Origin of the sequence: Sagittula salina (assembly GCF_017813235.1) — a bacterium.
GTDB classification, from domain to species: domain Bacteria; phylum Pseudomonadota; class Alphaproteobacteria; order Rhodobacterales; family Rhodobacteraceae; genus Sagittula; species Sagittula salina.
Map to the genome: position 1 here is coordinate 1 of NZ_JAGISH010000012.1, position 15,196 is coordinate 15,196.

General features: G+C 65.7%; 12 protein-coding genes. 3 read left to right on the forward strand and 9 right to left on the reverse strand.

Going from position 1 to position 15,196, the window contains the following annotated elements:
* From J5474_RS18190 to deoC, 6 genes are all read right to left on the reverse strand, one after another.
* On the reverse strand, positions 1-987 hold a 987-nt coding region (locus tag J5474_RS18190), incomplete at its 3' end, for an ABC transporter substrate-binding protein (RefSeq protein WP_209362727.1).
* Positions 988-1,035: 48 nt separating this feature from the next.
* Complete coding sequence (locus tag J5474_RS18195; protein WP_209362730.1) at positions 1,036-2,064, reverse strand: carbohydrate ABC transporter permease; 1,029 nt, start codon at positions 2,062-2,064, stop codon at positions 1,036-1,038.
* Positions 2,061-2,936, reverse strand: coding sequence for a carbohydrate ABC transporter permease (locus J5474_RS18200; protein WP_209362732.1), 876 nt, complete (start codon positions 2,934-2,936; stop codon positions 2,061-2,063). Before J5474_RS18200 ends, J5474_RS18195 begins: the two co-directional genes overlap by 4 nt.
* Positions 2,933-3,865: a ribokinase gene (rbsK, locus tag J5474_RS18205; protein ID WP_209362734.1), complete on the reverse strand. Its 933-nt coding sequence runs from the start codon at positions 3,863-3,865 to the stop codon at positions 2,933-2,935. Before rbsK ends, J5474_RS18200 begins: the two co-directional genes overlap by 4 nt.
* A gap of 60 nt (positions 3,866-3,925) precedes the next feature.
* Positions 3,926-6,289: an aldehyde dehydrogenase family protein gene (locus J5474_RS18210; protein WP_209362736.1), complete on the reverse strand. Its 2,364-nt coding sequence runs from the start codon at positions 6,287-6,289 to the stop codon at positions 3,926-3,928.
* Between the two features lie 5 nt (positions 6,290-6,294).
* Positions 6,295-7,350, reverse strand: a complete 1,056-nt coding sequence (gene deoC, locus J5474_RS18215) for a deoxyribose-phosphate aldolase (RefSeq protein ID WP_209362738.1) — start codon at positions 7,348-7,350, stop codon at positions 6,295-6,297.
* Positions 7,351-7,477: 127 nt separating this feature from the next.
* Here deoC and J5474_RS18220 point away from each other — a divergent pair, with 127 nt between their 5' ends.
* On the forward strand, positions 7,478-8,233 hold the full coding sequence (locus tag J5474_RS18220; protein ID WP_209362740.1) for a DeoR family transcriptional regulator: 756 nt from the start codon (positions 7,478-7,480) through the stop codon (positions 8,231-8,233).
* A 252-nt stretch (positions 8,234-8,485) separates the two neighbouring features.
* Here the strand turns inward: J5474_RS18220 and J5474_RS18225 are convergent, their stop codons facing one another.
* The 3 genes from J5474_RS18225 to J5474_RS18235 form a co-directional block, all read right to left on the reverse strand.
* The gene (locus tag J5474_RS18225; protein WP_209362742.1) at positions 8,486-11,374 is read right to left on the reverse strand and encodes an autotransporter family protein; all 2,889 of its coding nucleotides are present in this window, start codon (positions 11,372-11,374) and stop codon (positions 8,486-8,488) included.
* Between the two features lie 148 nt (positions 11,375-11,522).
* Positions 11,523-12,191: a GNAT family N-acetyltransferase gene (locus J5474_RS18230; RefSeq protein ID WP_209362744.1), complete on the reverse strand. Its 669-nt coding sequence runs from the start codon at positions 12,189-12,191 to the stop codon at positions 11,523-11,525.
* A gap of 61 nt (positions 12,192-12,252) precedes the next feature.
* Positions 12,253-12,459, reverse strand: coding sequence for a hypothetical protein (locus tag J5474_RS18235; RefSeq protein ID WP_209362746.1), 207 nt, complete (start codon positions 12,457-12,459; stop codon positions 12,253-12,255).
* Between the two features lie 496 nt (positions 12,460-12,955).
* Here J5474_RS18235 and repA point away from each other — a divergent pair, with 496 nt between their 5' ends.
* Both repA and repB read left to right on the forward strand, forming a co-directional pair.
* Positions 12,956-14,155: a plasmid partitioning protein RepA gene (repA, locus tag J5474_RS18240; RefSeq protein ID WP_209362748.1), complete on the forward strand. Its 1,200-nt coding sequence runs from the start codon at positions 12,956-12,958 to the stop codon at positions 14,153-14,155.
* A gap of 22 nt (positions 14,156-14,177) precedes the next feature.
* On the forward strand, positions 14,178-15,155 hold the full coding sequence (repB, locus tag J5474_RS18245; protein WP_209362751.1) for a plasmid partitioning protein RepB: 978 nt from the start codon (positions 14,178-14,180) through the stop codon (positions 15,153-15,155).
* Positions 15,156-15,196: the final 41 nt, after the last annotated feature.

A 15,196-nucleotide genomic window follows, 5' to 3' on the forward strand; every position in this document is an offset into this window, starting at 1 on the left:
GTCGATGGGCGTGTCGTAGCTGTCCCACTCACCGGTCTTGTAGTTGTAGACCTCGGTTGCGGACGGCAGCACGGCGGAGCCGACCTTGCCCGCGACGGTGGACTGCGACGGGTCCGCCGCGATCACGCCGGTGTCGCCCCAGCCGATGGACTGCGCCACCTGCCCGCCCGAAAAGGCCGCGTTGACCTCGCCGAAGGAGAAGTTCAGCGCCGAGGGCGGCGCCAGCTTCGACGCACGGATATATTCCTCGAGGCCGCGCACCCATGCCGGGTTGTTGACCTGCGCATCCATGGTTTCGGGGTCGAAGAACATCGACCCCGGCAGGTCGGGGTGGCTGGCGTAGGCCGCCACGTGGCTGAACAGGAACCAGAACTGCTGGCCGCCCCGGCGGAAGGCCTCGGCGGTGCCATAGACGCCTTCGACGTCGTTCTGGAAGAACTCCGCGATATCGAGGTATTCCTTCCAGGTCTTCGGCACGGCGAGGTCATAGCCGTACTTCGCCTTGAATGCCTCCTGGTTGGCGGCGTCCTCGAACAGGTCGATGCGATAGGTGTAGGTGTGCACGTCGCCGTCCATGGTCTGCGACAGCACCTTGTCGTTCCAGACCATCAGCTGTTCGCGGTAGACCGGCGCGATGTCTTCCCAGGCCTCGCCCTCCTGGAACTTGGCGGGCATTTCGGTCAGGAAGGGCGTGAAATCCGGCGCCCATGCGGGGGCAAAGGCGATCACGTCAAAGGAATCGTCGCCCGCCGCAAGCGTGGTGACGATCTTCGGATACAGCTCCGACCAGGGGAATTCGACGACCTTCACGGTGCCGCAGGTCTTCTCCGACCAGACTTCCGCCGCCTGGCTCAGCGCGGAGGCGATGTAGGGGCCGGTCTGCGTGGTCGCGGTGATCTCGACCCCGGTGTAATCGGGCGAGCACGCCAGCGCGGCACCCGTGGTCAGCGCCAGCGCGCCCACCGACAGTTTCAATGATTTCAGCATGGTATTTCCTCCCAGAAATGGCCCCTCCTCCGGGGCACTTTGTTAAACCTATTTGACGGCGCCGCTCAGCAGGCCGGACCGCATGAGCCGCCCCAGAAGCCCCGCGACGATCACCATGGGGATGATGGCCACGAGGGCGGCGGCAGAGATCGCCCACCATTCGTCGCCGCGCTGGCTGTTCTGACCCGCGATCAGCACGGGCAGCGTCTGCCATTCCGAATTGGTCAGGAAGAGCGCAAAGAGAAACTCGTTCCAGGTGAAGGCCAGCGTGATGACGAATGTTGCGATCAGGCCGGGGCGGGTCATCGGCAGCACGATGCCGAAGAAGATCCGCCATTGCGGCACGTTGTCGACCATGGCAGCCTCTTCGACCTCCAGCGGAAGTGCCGCGATGAAATCGCGCATCAGCCAGACCACGATGGGCAGCGAGAAGGCGATATAGGCCAACGTCAACCCGAGGTAGGTATCGGTCAGCTTGAACCCCATCTTCCCCATCTCGGAGTAGAGCAGGAACAGCGCGAAGGCGACGACGATCGGCGGGAACAGGCGCTGGCTGACGAACCAGAACACGATATCGTCGTTGTTCATCACCTTGCCCGGCAGCGGAAAGCGATTGGCGATCACCGACAGCGCCAGCGCCGCGCAAAAGGCAAGGATGGAGGCCGTGGCCGGTGGCAGTCCCAGCCAGTAGCGCCCGGCGAGGAAACCGCCCATGGCCACGGCAAAGAACAGCACGCCCGACAGCAGTTTCACCCGGAAAGAGAACCGCACCAGGGCATAGGCCGCCATGGCGCCCAGCAGCGTGGCGAAGACCGAGGACGACACCGCCACGATGGCGGAGGACCAGAAGTTCGAATAGAACTCGCCCCGGATGCCGGACAGAAGCTCGCGCCAGGCCTTCAGCGTCGGTTCGAAGTCGACAAACGGCAGGTAGGTCGGTCCGCCGACCACGTCGGGCGGCGTTTTCAGCGATGTGATGGCCACCCAGTACAGCGGGAAGATGGTAAAGGCGAACCACGCGCAGCACAGGGCGAAAGCCACCCAGCGGCGCGGGCCATGGAGATCGCGCACGCTCATTTGTACTTCTCCAGGTAGGGTTTCAGCAGGGCGAGGTAGACAAGGCTGAGGATCAGCACCACCGCGAGGAACAGGAAGGACAACGCCGAGGTGTAGCCCAGGTTGAACTTCTTGAACCCCTCCTGGTAGGCGAACAAGGTCAGCGTCTCCGTCGCCACCCCCGGCCCGCCGCCGGTCATGACGAATACCGTGTCGATGATCTTGAAGCTTTCGACGATGCGGATGAAGATCACCGCCGCAGAGATCGGCAGCATCATCGGGAAGGTGATCCCCCAGAACTGTTGCCAGCCGCTGGCGTTCTCCAGCTCGGCCGCCTCGTAGACGTCATCGGGCAGGCCCTGAAGCCCGGCCAGCAGCAGCAGGATGACAAACGGCGTCCACTGCCAGATCTCCACCGCGATCAGCGACCCCAGCGCCCAATGCGCATCCGTCAGGTACGGCAGGTTCGGAAACCCGAAGAAGGTGGCCATCTGGTTCAACGGCCCCATGGTCGGGTTGAAGATCTGCCGCGCGACCAGCGCCACCGCGACAGGCGCCACCAGCATCGGCATCAGGAAACTCACGCGGAAGAATTCGACGCCCTTCACCCGCTTGGCCAGCGCCAGCGCGATGCCGAAACCGATCACGAACTGCAACGCGACAGAGGTGAAGGCGATGATCGACGTGGTTTTCACCGTCTGCCAGAAGCGCGGATTGCTCAGCAGGTCGGTGTAGTTGTCGAGGCCCACGAACCGCGCGGGCATCGGCGGCACCAGTCGCAGGCTCATGAAGCTGTTGGCCAGCGAGAAGATCAGCGGAAAGATCGCGATGGCCAGAACGACAAGGAAAGCGGGCCAGAGAAACAGGTGCTTGATCGGGTCGTCGCGGGTCATGCGTGCGCTCCCAGCAGGGTGTCGATCTCGGCACGGGTCGGCATGGCGGGCGCGGTGCCGCGCCGGGTGACGGCGATGCCCGCCGTGGCGCAGCCAAAGCGTACCGCATCCTCGATCCCCTGCCCTTCGGCCAGCGCGGTGGAGAAGCCGCCGATAAAGGCGTCGCCCGCCCCGGCGGTGTCGATCGCCGGGGCGTTGGACAGCGCGGGTATGCGTTTGCTGATCTCGGCTGAGTGGATGTAGACCCCCTTATCGCCCAGCGTGATCAGGGCCGTCTTCACGCCGCGCCTCAGGAATTCCTCGCCCGCGCGTTTCGCGTCATCCTCGGTGACGACATCGAAACCGACGATGGCCGCCGCTTCGCTTTCGTTCGGCACAAAGAAATCGCTCAGCCCGTAGCAGGCATCGTCAAAGGAATTGGCGGGCGCAGGGTTGAAGACGGTGGTGACACCGGCTGCGCGCGCCGTCCTCAGCGCGGCCAGCGCGGCCTCGGGCGGCTGTTCCAGCTGGGTGACAAAGACCCGCGCGCCCTCGATCACGTCGCGCTGCGCCTCCACATCGGCCTCTGAAATGGTGCCTGCGGCGCCGGCGTAGACGATGATGGCGTTTTCGCCGGTCGTGTCGTTCACGAAAATGAACGCCGCGCCCGACGGCATGTCCGGCATCACCTCGACGCGCGGGGTAACGCCCGCGTCCTCGTAGATCTCCAGCGCCATCTTGCCGAACGGATCATCCCCGATCTTGGAGATAAAACTGACCTCGGCCCCGGCTCGCCCTGCCGCGACGGCCTGGTTCGATCCCTTGCCGCCGGGGCCAAGCGAAAAGCCGCTGCCCTGGATTGTCTCGCCGATCTTCGGCATGCGGCCCGCCAGATAGGCGGTATCCGCAACGTAGATGCCGAGGATCGCGATCCCCTTCTGCTCTGCCATGTGTCCTCCCCCCGCGCGGCTCTCTCCCGGTGCCACGCTCTGTTCGATTCTCTGCCGGGTCTATTCGCCGTAGGGCACCCAGATGTTCTTGATCTGCGTCGCCTGCCGCAGGAAAAGCTCGCCTTCCGCTTCCGGCGACATCCAGTCCCAGGCACGGCCGTAGTCGGTGAAGACGCGCTTGAGATTGCCGGTGGACAGCCGTTCCACCGTCTCCGACAACGCCGCCGAGCCAAAGGCCCAGAGCGCATCCACCCCGTTGTGCTTTGCCAGTTCCGCGCCCAGCGTGTCGGCGCTGCCGGTAACGATGTTCAGCACACCCGCCGGCAGGTCGGAGGTCTCCAGAACCTGGTAGAAATCCGTCGCCGAAAGCGGATGCGCCTCTGAGGCCACCGCCACAACGCGGTTGCCGGTGGCGATCAGCGGCGCGGTCGTGCTGACGAAGCCCAGCAGCGGCGCCTCTGTCGGGCAGATCACGCCTGCCACGCCGATGGATTCCGGCACTGCAAGCGCCAGCCCGCGCATCGGCGGCATGTGCACGACGCCCTCGTATTTGTCCGCCCAGGCGCCGTAGCTGAACAGCCGGCTGACGGCGGCCGCGACCTCCGCACGGGCACGGTCGGGCTTTGCCCCGGTCTGCGCCACGATGCGGTCGGCGAATTCCGCCGCGCGGGCCGACAGGTTCTCGCCCATGTAATACAGGATCTGGGCGCGGTTGTGCTGGGTCTTCGATCCCCAGCTTGCGGCCGCCGTCGCGGCTTCCACGGCGTTGCGGATATCCTTGCGGTTGCCCTCGCCGACCTCGGCCAGGACCTCGCCCCTGGCGCCGATCACCGCGCGGGCGTTGCCGCCGTCGGGGCGCGCCTGCTTGCCGCCGATGAACAGCTTCGCGGTGCGGTCCACCGCCTCGATGGCAAAGCCCTTGGCCTTCGCCGGGACGACGGGCTTGCGCTCGGGCGCCTTGGCCAGCGCGCGCGGCTTGAGGTAGTCGAAACACCCCTCCCGCCCGCCTTCGCGGCCAAAACCGCTTTCCTTGACGCCACCAAAGCCCACGCCCGCGTCCATGACGTTGGTGCAGTTCACCCAGACGATGCCAGCCTGCACCTTTGCCGCGAGGTCCAGCGCGAGGTTCACGTTCTCGCTCCAGATGCTGGCGGCGAGGCCATAGCGCGAATGATTGGCCAGCTGCACCGCCTCTTCGGGGGTGCGGAAGGTCATGGAAACGGCAACCGGGCCAAAGATTTCCTCGGTCGCGGCCGCGCAGGTGGCGGGCACGTCCTGCAGCACGGTCGGCGGGTAGAAGCTGCCCGCGTCGGGCAGCGCGCCCTCGGCCTGGAGCAGCGTGGCGCCCGCCGCGACGGCCGCATCCACCATGCCCGCGATACGCGCGCGCTGCGCCGGGTCGATCACCGCGCCCATGTCGATGGTCTTGTCCAGCGACGTACCGATGCGCAGCGTTTTCAGCCGCGCGGCGAGCCGGGCGTGGAAGTCATCCGCCACGCCTTCCTGCACCAGAATGCGCGAACCCGCGCAGCAGACCTGACCCTGGTTGAACCAGATGGCATCGACGACGCCCTCCACGGCGGCATCCAGATCGGCATCCTCGCAGACGATGAAGGGCGACTTGCCGCCCAGTTCCAGCGTCAGCGACTTGCCGCTACCCGCCGTGGCCTCGCGGATCTTGCGGCCGACCTCGGTCGAGCCGGTGAAGGCCACCTTGTCGACGCCGTCATGCGCCGCGATCAGCGCGCCGGTGGCGCCGTCGCCGGTGACGATGTTCAGCACGCCCTCGGGCAGGCCCGCCGCCTGCGCCAACTCGGCGAACAGCAGCGCGGTCAGCGGCGTGGCCTCGGCGGGTTTCAGCACCACGGTGTTTCCCAGCGCCAGCGCCGGCGCGACCTTCCACGCCAGCATCAGGAAGGGGAAGTTCCACGGGATCACCTGGCCGATGACGCCCACCGGGTCGTAGCCCGCGAACTGGCTGTCCTGCAGCTGCGCCCAGCCCGCATGGTGATAGAAGTGCCGCGCGGCCAGCGGGATGTCGATGTCGCGCGTCTCGCGGATCGGCTTGCCGTTATCCAACGCCTCGACCACCGACAGGATGCGCGCGTTGCGCTGGATGATGCGCGCCAGCGCATAGAGCTTCAGCGCCCGTTCGTGACCGGGCAGCGCGGCCCAGCCCTTCTGCGCCTTGCGCGCGGCGGCCACGGCCGCGTCCACGTCCGCGCCGCTGCCCTGCGTCACGCTGGCCAGCCGCTTGCCGGTTGCGGGTTCGACCGTATCGAACCCCTCCCCCGGCGTGCCGAAGCGGCCGCCGATGAAATGGCCGAAACGGCTCTCGTGCGCGGCCAGCCATGCGCGGGCGGCGCTGTCGTCTTCCTTGCTCGGGGCGTAATCCATGCTGTCGAAATACTGCGCTACGGTCATCTTGGTCATCCGATCGGGTGGCGGCGGGCGGCGGAATAGGCGCCGGTCACGCGGTGTTCGAGTTGCCGTTCGATATCGCCCAGCAAGGAGGAGGCGCCGATGCGGAACAGGTCCGGCTGCAGCCAGTCGTGGCCCAGCTCCTCTTTCATCAGGGCGAAATAGGTCAGCACGTCCTTGGCCTTCGACACGCCGCCGGCGGGCTTGTAGCCGATCTTTATCCCGGTCATCGCCTCGTACTGGCGGATTGCCCGCACCATGGTCAGCGACACCGGGAGCGTCGCGTTGACGCCTTCCTTGCCGGTCGAGGTCTTGATGAAATCGGCACCCGCCATCATGCAGACAAGGCTGGCCTTCGCCACGTTGCGCAGCGTCTTCAGGTCGCCGGTAGCGAGGATCGCCTTCACATGCGCATCCCCGCAGGCGGCGCGATAGTCGCGCATCTCGTCATACAGCGCCTGCCAGTTTCCGGTCAGCACGTGTTCGCGGGTGATGACGATGTCGATCTCCGCCGCGCCATCCTTCACCGAGGCCTCGATCTCCGCCAGCTTCGTCGCGTGCGGCGACAGACCCGCAGGAAAGCCGGTAGAGACGGCGGCGACCGGAATGCCCGTGCCCTGCAGCGCGTCCACGGCGGCCCCGACGAAACGGTGATAGACACAGACCGCGCCGGTTGTGATGCGGCGGTCACCCATGCCGAGCGCGTCCAGCAGATCGGGGCGCACCGGCTGCGCGGCCTTGGCACACAGGCGCCGCACGCGGCCCTCCGTGTCGTCGCCGTTCAGCGTGGTCAGGTCGATGCAGGTCACTGCCTTCAGAAGCCACGCGCTCTGGGCGTCGGCCTTCACCGCGCGGCGTCCGGGCAATGCGGCGGCCCGCCGTTCAGAGGCGGAGGTATTCACCCGAACGGCTTCGATCAGGGACAGATCCAGCGGCAGGCCGGGGTTGCGGGCATGGCCCGTTTCCGATGCTGGTTTCAGGCCCTTTTCCGGGGCGGATTTCAGATCCGGTTCCAGATCGGATTTCGGGGCCGTGCCGGCGGACAGGGCGGCTGTTTGTGACATTTCATAGCCCTCTTGCGCGAGTCGCGCATTCAGGGATGCGCAGCGGAATTTGGTATACCGTACGCGGAAATGTTTCGATTGCAACTCCTTTTTGTTATTTTTATAACATGCCCACAGGAGACCCATCATGTGCCCATCCGAAGGCCGCGCCGACAGCCGCCCAACACCGCAATCCCGCAAGGAAGCCCGCCTGCAGCAACTGCAGGACGCAGTGACCACCAGTGGTTCCCTGCATGTGCGCGACGCGGCCGAAATGCTTGACGTGTCGGAAATGACTGTGCGCCGGGATATTCGAGAGGTTCCTGAAATCCTTCAGTTTCTTGGGGGGCATATTGTTCTGTCGCAGGATTCCGCCCGGCGCGCGCCCTACGACCTGACCGAAGCCGCCGCCGAAAACGAAGCCGCGAAACGCGCCGCTTGCGCCGCCTGTCTGCCGCTGATCCGGGCCGAAGAAACGCTCTTTCTCGACTGCGGAACGACGCTGACCCACCTGATCGAGATGATCCCGAACGACCTCGAGGTGACGATCATCTGTTACGCGCTGAACATCGCCGATGCCGTGGTGCGCAGGCCAAACCTGCAACTGGTGTTGCTGGGCGGGGTCTATCACCCGCAGACGGCGTCCTTCTACCCTGTAGAGGAGGACAGGACGCTGGAGGCCTACGCCATCAACCATGCCTTCATGACGGCGGCGGGGATCGACGACCGGCTGGGCGTGACCTGCACCACCTTCCACGAGGCGGCCATGAAACGCGCCGCCATGGCGCGGGCGCAGAACCGCGTGCTGGTGGCGGACCGCTCCAAGTTCGGGCAGATCAAACCGGCCAGCTTCGCGGTAATCTCCGACTTCGACCACATCGCAACGGAGGAAGGGCTAAGCTGACGCGGCGCCCGTTGGAGAAAACAAACCAAGGTCGCGGCAGACTGGCAACCGGAAGTCCCTGCGGCCTCGGGGTGCCCTGGCCTCCCGGAATCGAAGGCGTGGCCCGAGTTCACCGGGGAAAGAGGGATGCGCGTCCCGACGACGAGTTCTGCAACAATGTCCCGCGGACCGGTCCGTCGAGGCCGCCCTCAGGACGGCACCGGGCCCCCGAACAGGTCGAGGGCCCGTGAATTTGCGTAATCGCCGATGGGCCTAGAACCGGATTTGCAGCGCTGCCTTGCCTGCGAACTCCGTACGGTCCTTCGAAAAGACGCTTTCCGTTCCCACTTGCAGCGTGGCGCCGTTGCCCATGGATACCGAGGTGCCGAGGCCAAGGCGAAGGCGATTCCGGCTTTCTCCCGGATTGTTCACGCCGAAGCTTGTCGGCGAACCCGCCAGTTTCAGCGTCGCGCTTTGTCCGGTGTCGCCGAAGACGTGCTCCCCTGCGAGGGACAGAGTCGGTTGCCACACCGCCTGCCCCATCTCGAAGCGACCGGAAACCGCCACCCCCAGGCTGACCGTACCGGTGTCGCGCGTCTCGGATTTACCCGAGAGGTTCAGCGCGCCCGCACCGGTTTCGGTGAACGCATCGCTCTTTGTGCGCGCCAGCGACAGGCTGCCGAACGGCGACACCACGACCGTCCCCGTCCCACCGGCGAAGGGGGCAGGCCGCACCATATTGTACCGGGCCCCGATCGTGCCGGAGAGCGTCTGCGCGTCATAGTCCGCCTTGGCCGTGCTGTTCACGGCGCCGAAGGCGATCCGGCGCTCGGTGTGGATGTCATGCCAACCATACCCCGCCGCGCCGCTGAGCGCGAAGCCGCTCTCCAGTGCGCCGGCGCCGGTCGCGCCGTAAAGGCCGAAGAGCGTCGTATCGACGTCGGACGACTGCGCGCGGCTGTCGAGGTCGGTGCTTCCCTGCGCCTGGCCCAGCGACAGGCCGAAGCGTGTGTTCGAACCCAGATCGGGCAGGCTCGCCTCGACGCCGAGGGCATAGCCACGGGTCGTGCTTTCGAAGCCGGACGCGCCATTCTGGCCGTCGACCTCGGCGCGGGACCCGAAACCGGTGACGAAGCCCGAGAAGGCCGCCGTGCTCCAGGGCGAGGCCTGCCCCTGCGAGGACAGGGTACCGGCGTTCCCGCCCAGGGGCGTCAGCGATGCACCGCCGCCCTTCAGCTGGCCGAGGAAGGCCTCCAGCGACAGCCCCGCCGTGATGGTGGCATCCGCATGGGTTTCGCCCTGCAAGGCATTGTAGACCGCTCGCAACTCTTCGGCGCTCAGACCGGCGAGTGACGACTGGATCGCGGCGCTGTTGCCGCTGAAGTTGAAATTCGTCAGGGCTGCGCCAAGCTGGCCCTGGTTGCTCGTTTCCGCGAACGAGGTGAAGTTTGCCGGATTTACGATGGCGGTCAGGTAGGCCGCATTGGTGTCGTAGCTGAGCGTGTAGTCGAGCAGCGCCGATTTCTCGGCCACGCCGTCGAATGTCCCGGAGAGCCCGTTCCCGGCGGTGAGGATCGTGTAAACCCGTCCGTCGGTATAGTTCGCCTCGGGATCGATCGTGACCGGAATGACCGTACCGCCCCCGAGGACTGCCGAAGCGCTCGTGGCCAGCCGGTCCGAGCCGCCGTCCGCCGCGATTTCCACCGTGTAGAAGGACCCCGACGCAAAGGTGATGTCGCCCTGGGCGGTGAGCTGCCCGATCCCGGTGCCCGGAGCCGCGATGCCGCCGGCGTTGACCATGAGGCTGCCAATGTTGCCGCTGCCGCCCAGCACACCGCCGGCATTGATCCCCAGCCCCATCCCCGGAGCTGTGGCATCGACGATCAGCTTGCCCGCGTCGATCTGGACCGCCCCGAGGCCAGTGCTGGCCGTGGTAGCGGCGTCACCGGTAAGCGTCCATGTCCCGCCACCGACCTTGCGGATCGACTCGAAGCCGAGCAGCGGCGTCAGACCGAAGTCCAGCGCGCCCATGGTGTCTGCCGCGCCGTCGAGCGCGAGGCTGTCCGTGTCGATATCCGGCAGGGCGACGAGAGCAACGGGTTGGGGGGCCGTGCCCATCGGGGGCTGCATCAGACTATTTTCGGCGTTGATCGCACCGGAAACCGTGGCCCCGGCGATCAGCCGGACGGAATCGCTTCCGGCACCGAGTGAGATCGCGGTCCCGCCAGCCTGCCCGGTCGATACGGCACCCGCGATGTTGACCTCGGTGGCGATGCTGATTCCGCGGGACGCCGACACGGCGATGGCCGCACCGCTGGCCGAGCTGATGCTGCCACCTTCGAGGACCTCGACGAGGACACTCTGGCTACCCGCGGTCTGGGGGCCGCCGGCGGTCTGGAGGCCGCCTTCGGTCAGCCGGACACCGGCACCCGTATTTGCGGAAATTGCGCCGCCGACGCGGATCTGCGTGGCATGTGTTGGCGTTTGGCTGGCGTTGAAAAGGTCCACATAGACGGCATCGCCGTTTCCGCTGGCGGAGATGGAGCCGCCCGCCTGAACGTCAAGCATCAGCCCGCCTTCGGCCCGCAGTCCGACTCCTCCGGCGACAGTGGTGAGCGAACCGCCGGAGTGGATCGTGACCTCGGCGCGCGTTCCCAGCACAAGTGCATCGGTGGATGCTGTCCGCACCGTCCCGGCCACCGACACCGTCGCATCCGCGCCGGCTTTGATGAGCATCCCTGGCCCGCCGGTCGCCGTGGACTCCGTGACGCTACCCGACAGCAGGTTGATCAGCGCGTTGTCCTGCATCTGGATTCCCGGATTCTTCGTCGAACCGTTGAACGTCTGCGAGGTGCTGATCGTGCCTTCGGAATTGACCGTCGAGTCGTTCATCAAGGAGATGACACTCGCCCCGTTATCCATCAGCGTCACACCGCTGGCGACGTCGACCACGACGCTGTCGCCAGTGGCGACGATGCCCGGCGGCTGACCGTTCGGATCGGTCGTACAATAGACGGTCGTGTTCGCGGCGGGCGTATTGGTGCTGCAGCTGCCAACCGTCGATGCCGGGGGCACCGCCTGGACTGGCGCTGCCCAGCCTCCGGTCAGGAGCGCAGTCGTGCCGAGAAGCAGGGCAAGTTCCCCAAGGTGTTTGTAATGCATTTTCGTTCCCAAAGTTTAATAAACTTGACGGATAGGCATCACATACCCAGCGCGTTGTAACGCGAATCCTGAGGATTGTGCTGGATTTCCCCCGGAGTGTAACCGACGGGTGACAGGCCACCTCACCCCGGTAATTCAAGCCCTTACATCAGCCGACGTCCGCCGGGGCATTCTCCCCTTCGGTCGTCGCGCTGCGGGTAGCGGCGACCCTGAACCGTCCGCCGGACAGACTGCCCGACCGCGCGATCAGGCGAGCGATGCGCGTTTCAAGCAGCGGAAATTCCGATCGCAACAGCCCGAACCGCAGCAGATCCACACGCCCGTTACCGCCGCGCCGGTCGCGCAATTCGCCGCGCAGGGTGCCTTCGAGCGTCATGCCGATGGCGTGGAAAAGCCGCGCCGCGCGGCGGTTCTCGACCAGGACATGCGCCACGGCCTTCTCTATCCCGGATCGGTAAAGCCAGTCGCTGACCGCCAGCGTCGATTCCAGCGCGAACAGACCGCAGCGGGGATGTCCCCGGTCGAGTGCCATGTCCAGGGTCGCGCTGCCCTGTGCTTGATCGATCGTGACCGTCCAGAAGCCGCAGAACGTCCCCGTGCCGCGCTCCCAAGCGCCGAGCAATACCCGTGTACGACCGTCGAATCCGGCGATGTAGCCCGCAAGTTCTGCCTCCGTCAGGCGCCGCGCGGGCAGGTTCATCGCGTTCATGATCGCGGGGTCCGCGAACATGTCGCGATAGGGTCCGCCCGCATCCGAGGCATCCATCGATCGCAGCACCAGATGTGTGGTATCGAGTGCAAACCGTGTCGCAGCCATGGTTCCGTTCCCCCGTCTTGACCGCAGTGTTATCCGCCGCAGGGCAAGCCTGCAAACGCTGTCAGCCTCCGGCGATGCCGGTTCCCTGCCTGGGCTGGCTGTTGATCTCCGGTAGAGACCGTCGGGCGGCGCCCGCGCGCCACGGCCGGAAGGACCAGATCGTGTCGGGGCACAGCTGGATTTCAGCGCCGACAATGCAACGGGCGACACTGGCGGCGGGCATGGGTCCAAAGGCGTCGGCCTGCGCGCGGATGCGTGACCCGATCATCTACCGCCGGCTCAAGAACCGGCGAGGTATCGCGTCGAAAATGGTTCCGGCGGCAGCGATCGGCCTCGGGGAACCGATCCTTGCTTGCCGGGACGGCCGCCCTGTTCCGGCAAGGACGGGCGAATCCAGCCACGCACCCGCCGCCGCGTCTCCAGATCGGACGAATCTCTGAACGCCGGGGGGGCTGCCTATGGCGCATCCGTCACGGGTACACCCAAATCCTGCCGAATGAGGGTGGGGTGCAACGTGCCCGCCCCGGCACAATTGAGAATTCCATTATAATTATATAATTCAATGCATTAACCCCACCCCTTCGCCGCCCCGACCCGATATCCCGGCAAGTCCTGCGGCACGCCCTTCCGCCATATGCGCAACAAACAGTTGCCAAGTGGCAGTCGACAATCGTAAAGAAACGGAAAAGAGTGAGCTGGCGAAAAACAGCGTTCCTGACGAGGCGGAAACAACCGCACCCGAGGCGGACAGAACGGCGGACCCAATGGCTGGCAGTGACCCCATCCATATCAATACCCGTATCCGGGAGAACGCGCAAAGCCTCGCGAGTGCGCTGGAGCAGCACATGCTCAAAAGCTTTGCGCCCGACGCGCGCAAGCAATTGCGCGTGTTCTCCGCCGGAGAGGCCGCCGACCTGCTGGGCATCTCCGCCAGTTTCCTGCGCAAGCTGCATTTCGAAGAACGCATCCCCGATGTCGCCACCTCCGCCGGGGGGCGCCGCAGCTATTCCGCCGAGGACCTGCTGACCATCCGTCACCACCTCGAGGCCAACGCCAAGGCGCGCGGCACCTATCTCAAGGGCCGCCGCCCCGGAACCGACGGCGAACCCGGCGACAAGGTGCAGGTCCTGTCCTTCCTCAACTTCAAGGGCGGTTCGGGCAAGACGACCTCCGCCATCCACGCCGCCCAACGCTTTGCGCTGAAGGGCTACCGGGTGCTGGCCGTGGACATCGACCCGCAGGCTTCGCTGACGACGCTTTTCGGCTATCAACCGGAATACGACTTCCTGCACGCGGGCAGCATCTACGACGCGATCCGTTACGAGGACCCCCTGCCCTTCTCCTCGATCATCCAGAAGACCTACTTTCCCGGTCTCGACCTTGCCCCCGGCGGGCTGATCCTGCAGGAGTTCGAGCACGAAACCCCGACCGCGCTGCGCAACAACATCCAGCCGCCGTTCTATGCCCGCATGGCCGCCGCCCTGCAGGAGGTCGAAAACGACTACGATATCATCGTCTTCGACTGCCCGCCGCAGCTTGGTTACCTGACCATGTCCGCGCTCTGCGCCTCGACGGGGGTGCTCATCACCGTGGTGCCGAACATGCTCGACGTGGCATCCATGTCGCAGTTCCTGCAAATGAGCGCCGACCTGCTCGACGTGGTGTCGAATGCGGGCGCGCGGATGGAATTCGACTTCCTGCGTTTTCTCATCAACCGCTACGAACCGTCCGATGGGCCACAGCAGCAGGTTGTCGCCTTTCTGCGCCAGCTTTTCGGGTCAGAGGTCATGGTGGCGCCGATGCTGAAATCCACCGCGATCTCGGATGCGGGCCTGACGCAACAAACCATCTACGAGGTCGAGCGCAGCGCCTTTCACCGCTCCACCTACGACCGCGCGATGGAGTCACTGAATGCTGTCAACGACGAGATAGAGGCGCTGCTGCAACAGGCCTGGGGCCGCTGAGACCGCGCAGAGGAGACACGACATGGCACGCAAGGGCATTCTAAGCACCGGACCGAACACTGGCTCCGACACGACCGCCGCCCCGTCCCGCAGACCGGAAGCCGGGCCCGCCCCGCGCGGCGCCGTCGGCGCGCTGCAAAGCTCGCTGACCAAGCTGCAGGAAAACGCGGTGCAGGAAATCGCACCGGAAAAGATCCTCGACGCGGGCGTGACCGACCGGCTGGGCGAAGATGCCGAGGCCGACGCGCAATTGCAGGAAAGCCTGAAGACATACGGCCAGCAGGTGCCGGTCCTCGTGCGCCCCCACGCGGGACAGCCGGGACTGTTCGACATCGTCTATGGCCGCCGCCGTCTGCGCGCGCTCAAGGCGTTGGGACTGCCGGTCAAGGCGATGGTCCGCCAGCTCGACGATCAGGCGCTGGTGCTTGCGCAGGGACAGGAAAACACCGCCCGCAAGGATCTGACCTTTATCGAAAAGGCCAGCTTTGCCGCGCAGCTCGATGCGCAGGACTACGACCGGCAGACAATCTGCGCCGCGCTTTCGATCGACGCGCCCATGCTCAGCCGTATGCTGAAGGTCGGGCGCGCCTTCGACATCGCCTTTCTGAAGCATATCGGATCGGCCCCCGGCATCGGGCGCGACCGCTGGATCAAGCTGGCTGAATCCATCCAGCGCCCCGGCGCCATCGAAGCGGTGGAGGTTCGCCTGCCCGCGCTCGATGGCCTGACCGACAGCGACACCCGCTTTGAACAGGTCTTTGCCTGGGCGTCCGGTCAGCCTGCGCCCAAGGTGGTGCGCGCGCCCTCCGCGCCCTCGCGCAAGATCGCGAGCGAGGCGGGCTACACGATTGCCAAGGTCAAGCGCAGTGAAAAGGCGCTGGTCCTCACCCTGCCCCATGGCGACGCCCCGGCCTTTACACATTGGGTCGATGCCCAGGCCGAAGACCTGGTGCAGGAGCTATACGATCGCTGGCTCAAAAGCCGCGCCGATCGGTCCTGACAATGTCCGAGCAGCAAAAACAAGGAGGCACATAGCGGACA

Bases quoted from the DNA above. Each gene is read 5' to 3' on its own strand.
- J5474_RS18195 (WP_209362730.1), bottom strand. From the start codon at position 2,064: ATGAGCGTGCGCGATCTCCATGGCCCGCGCCGCTGGGTGGCTTTCGCC.
- J5474_RS18200 (WP_209362732.1), bottom strand. From the start codon at position 2,936: ATGACCCGCGACGACCCGATCAAGCACCTGTTTCTCTGGCCCGCTTTC.
- rbsK (WP_209362734.1), bottom strand. From the start codon at position 3,865: ATGGCAGAGCAGAAGGGGATCGCGATCCTCGGCATCTACGTTGCGGAT.
- J5474_RS18210 (WP_209362736.1), bottom strand. From the start codon at position 6,289: ATGACCGTAGCGCAGTATTTCGACAGCATGGATTACGCCCCGAGCAAG.
- deoC (WP_209362738.1), bottom strand. From the start codon at position 7,350: ATGTCACAAACAGCCGCCCTGTCCGCCGGCACGGCCCCGAAATCCGAT.
- J5474_RS18220 (WP_209362740.1), top strand. From the start codon at position 7,478: ATGTGCCCATCCGAAGGCCGCGCCGACAGCCGCCCAACACCGCAATCC.
- J5474_RS18225 (WP_209362742.1), bottom strand. From the start codon at position 11,374: ATGCATTACAAACACCTTGGGGAACTTGCCCTGCTTCTCGGCACGACT.
- J5474_RS18230 (WP_209362744.1), bottom strand. From the start codon at position 12,191: ATGGCTGCGACACGGTTTGCACTCGATACCACACATCTGGTGCTGCGA.
- J5474_RS18235 (WP_209362746.1), bottom strand. From the start codon at position 12,459: ATGATCGGGTCACGCATCCGCGCGCAGGCCGACGCCTTTGGACCCATG.
- repA (WP_209362748.1), top strand. From the start codon at position 12,956: ATGGCTGGCAGTGACCCCATCCATATCAATACCCGTATCCGGGAGAAC.
- repB (WP_209362751.1), top strand. From the start codon at position 14,178: ATGGCACGCAAGGGCATTCTAAGCACCGGACCGAACACTGGCTCCGAC.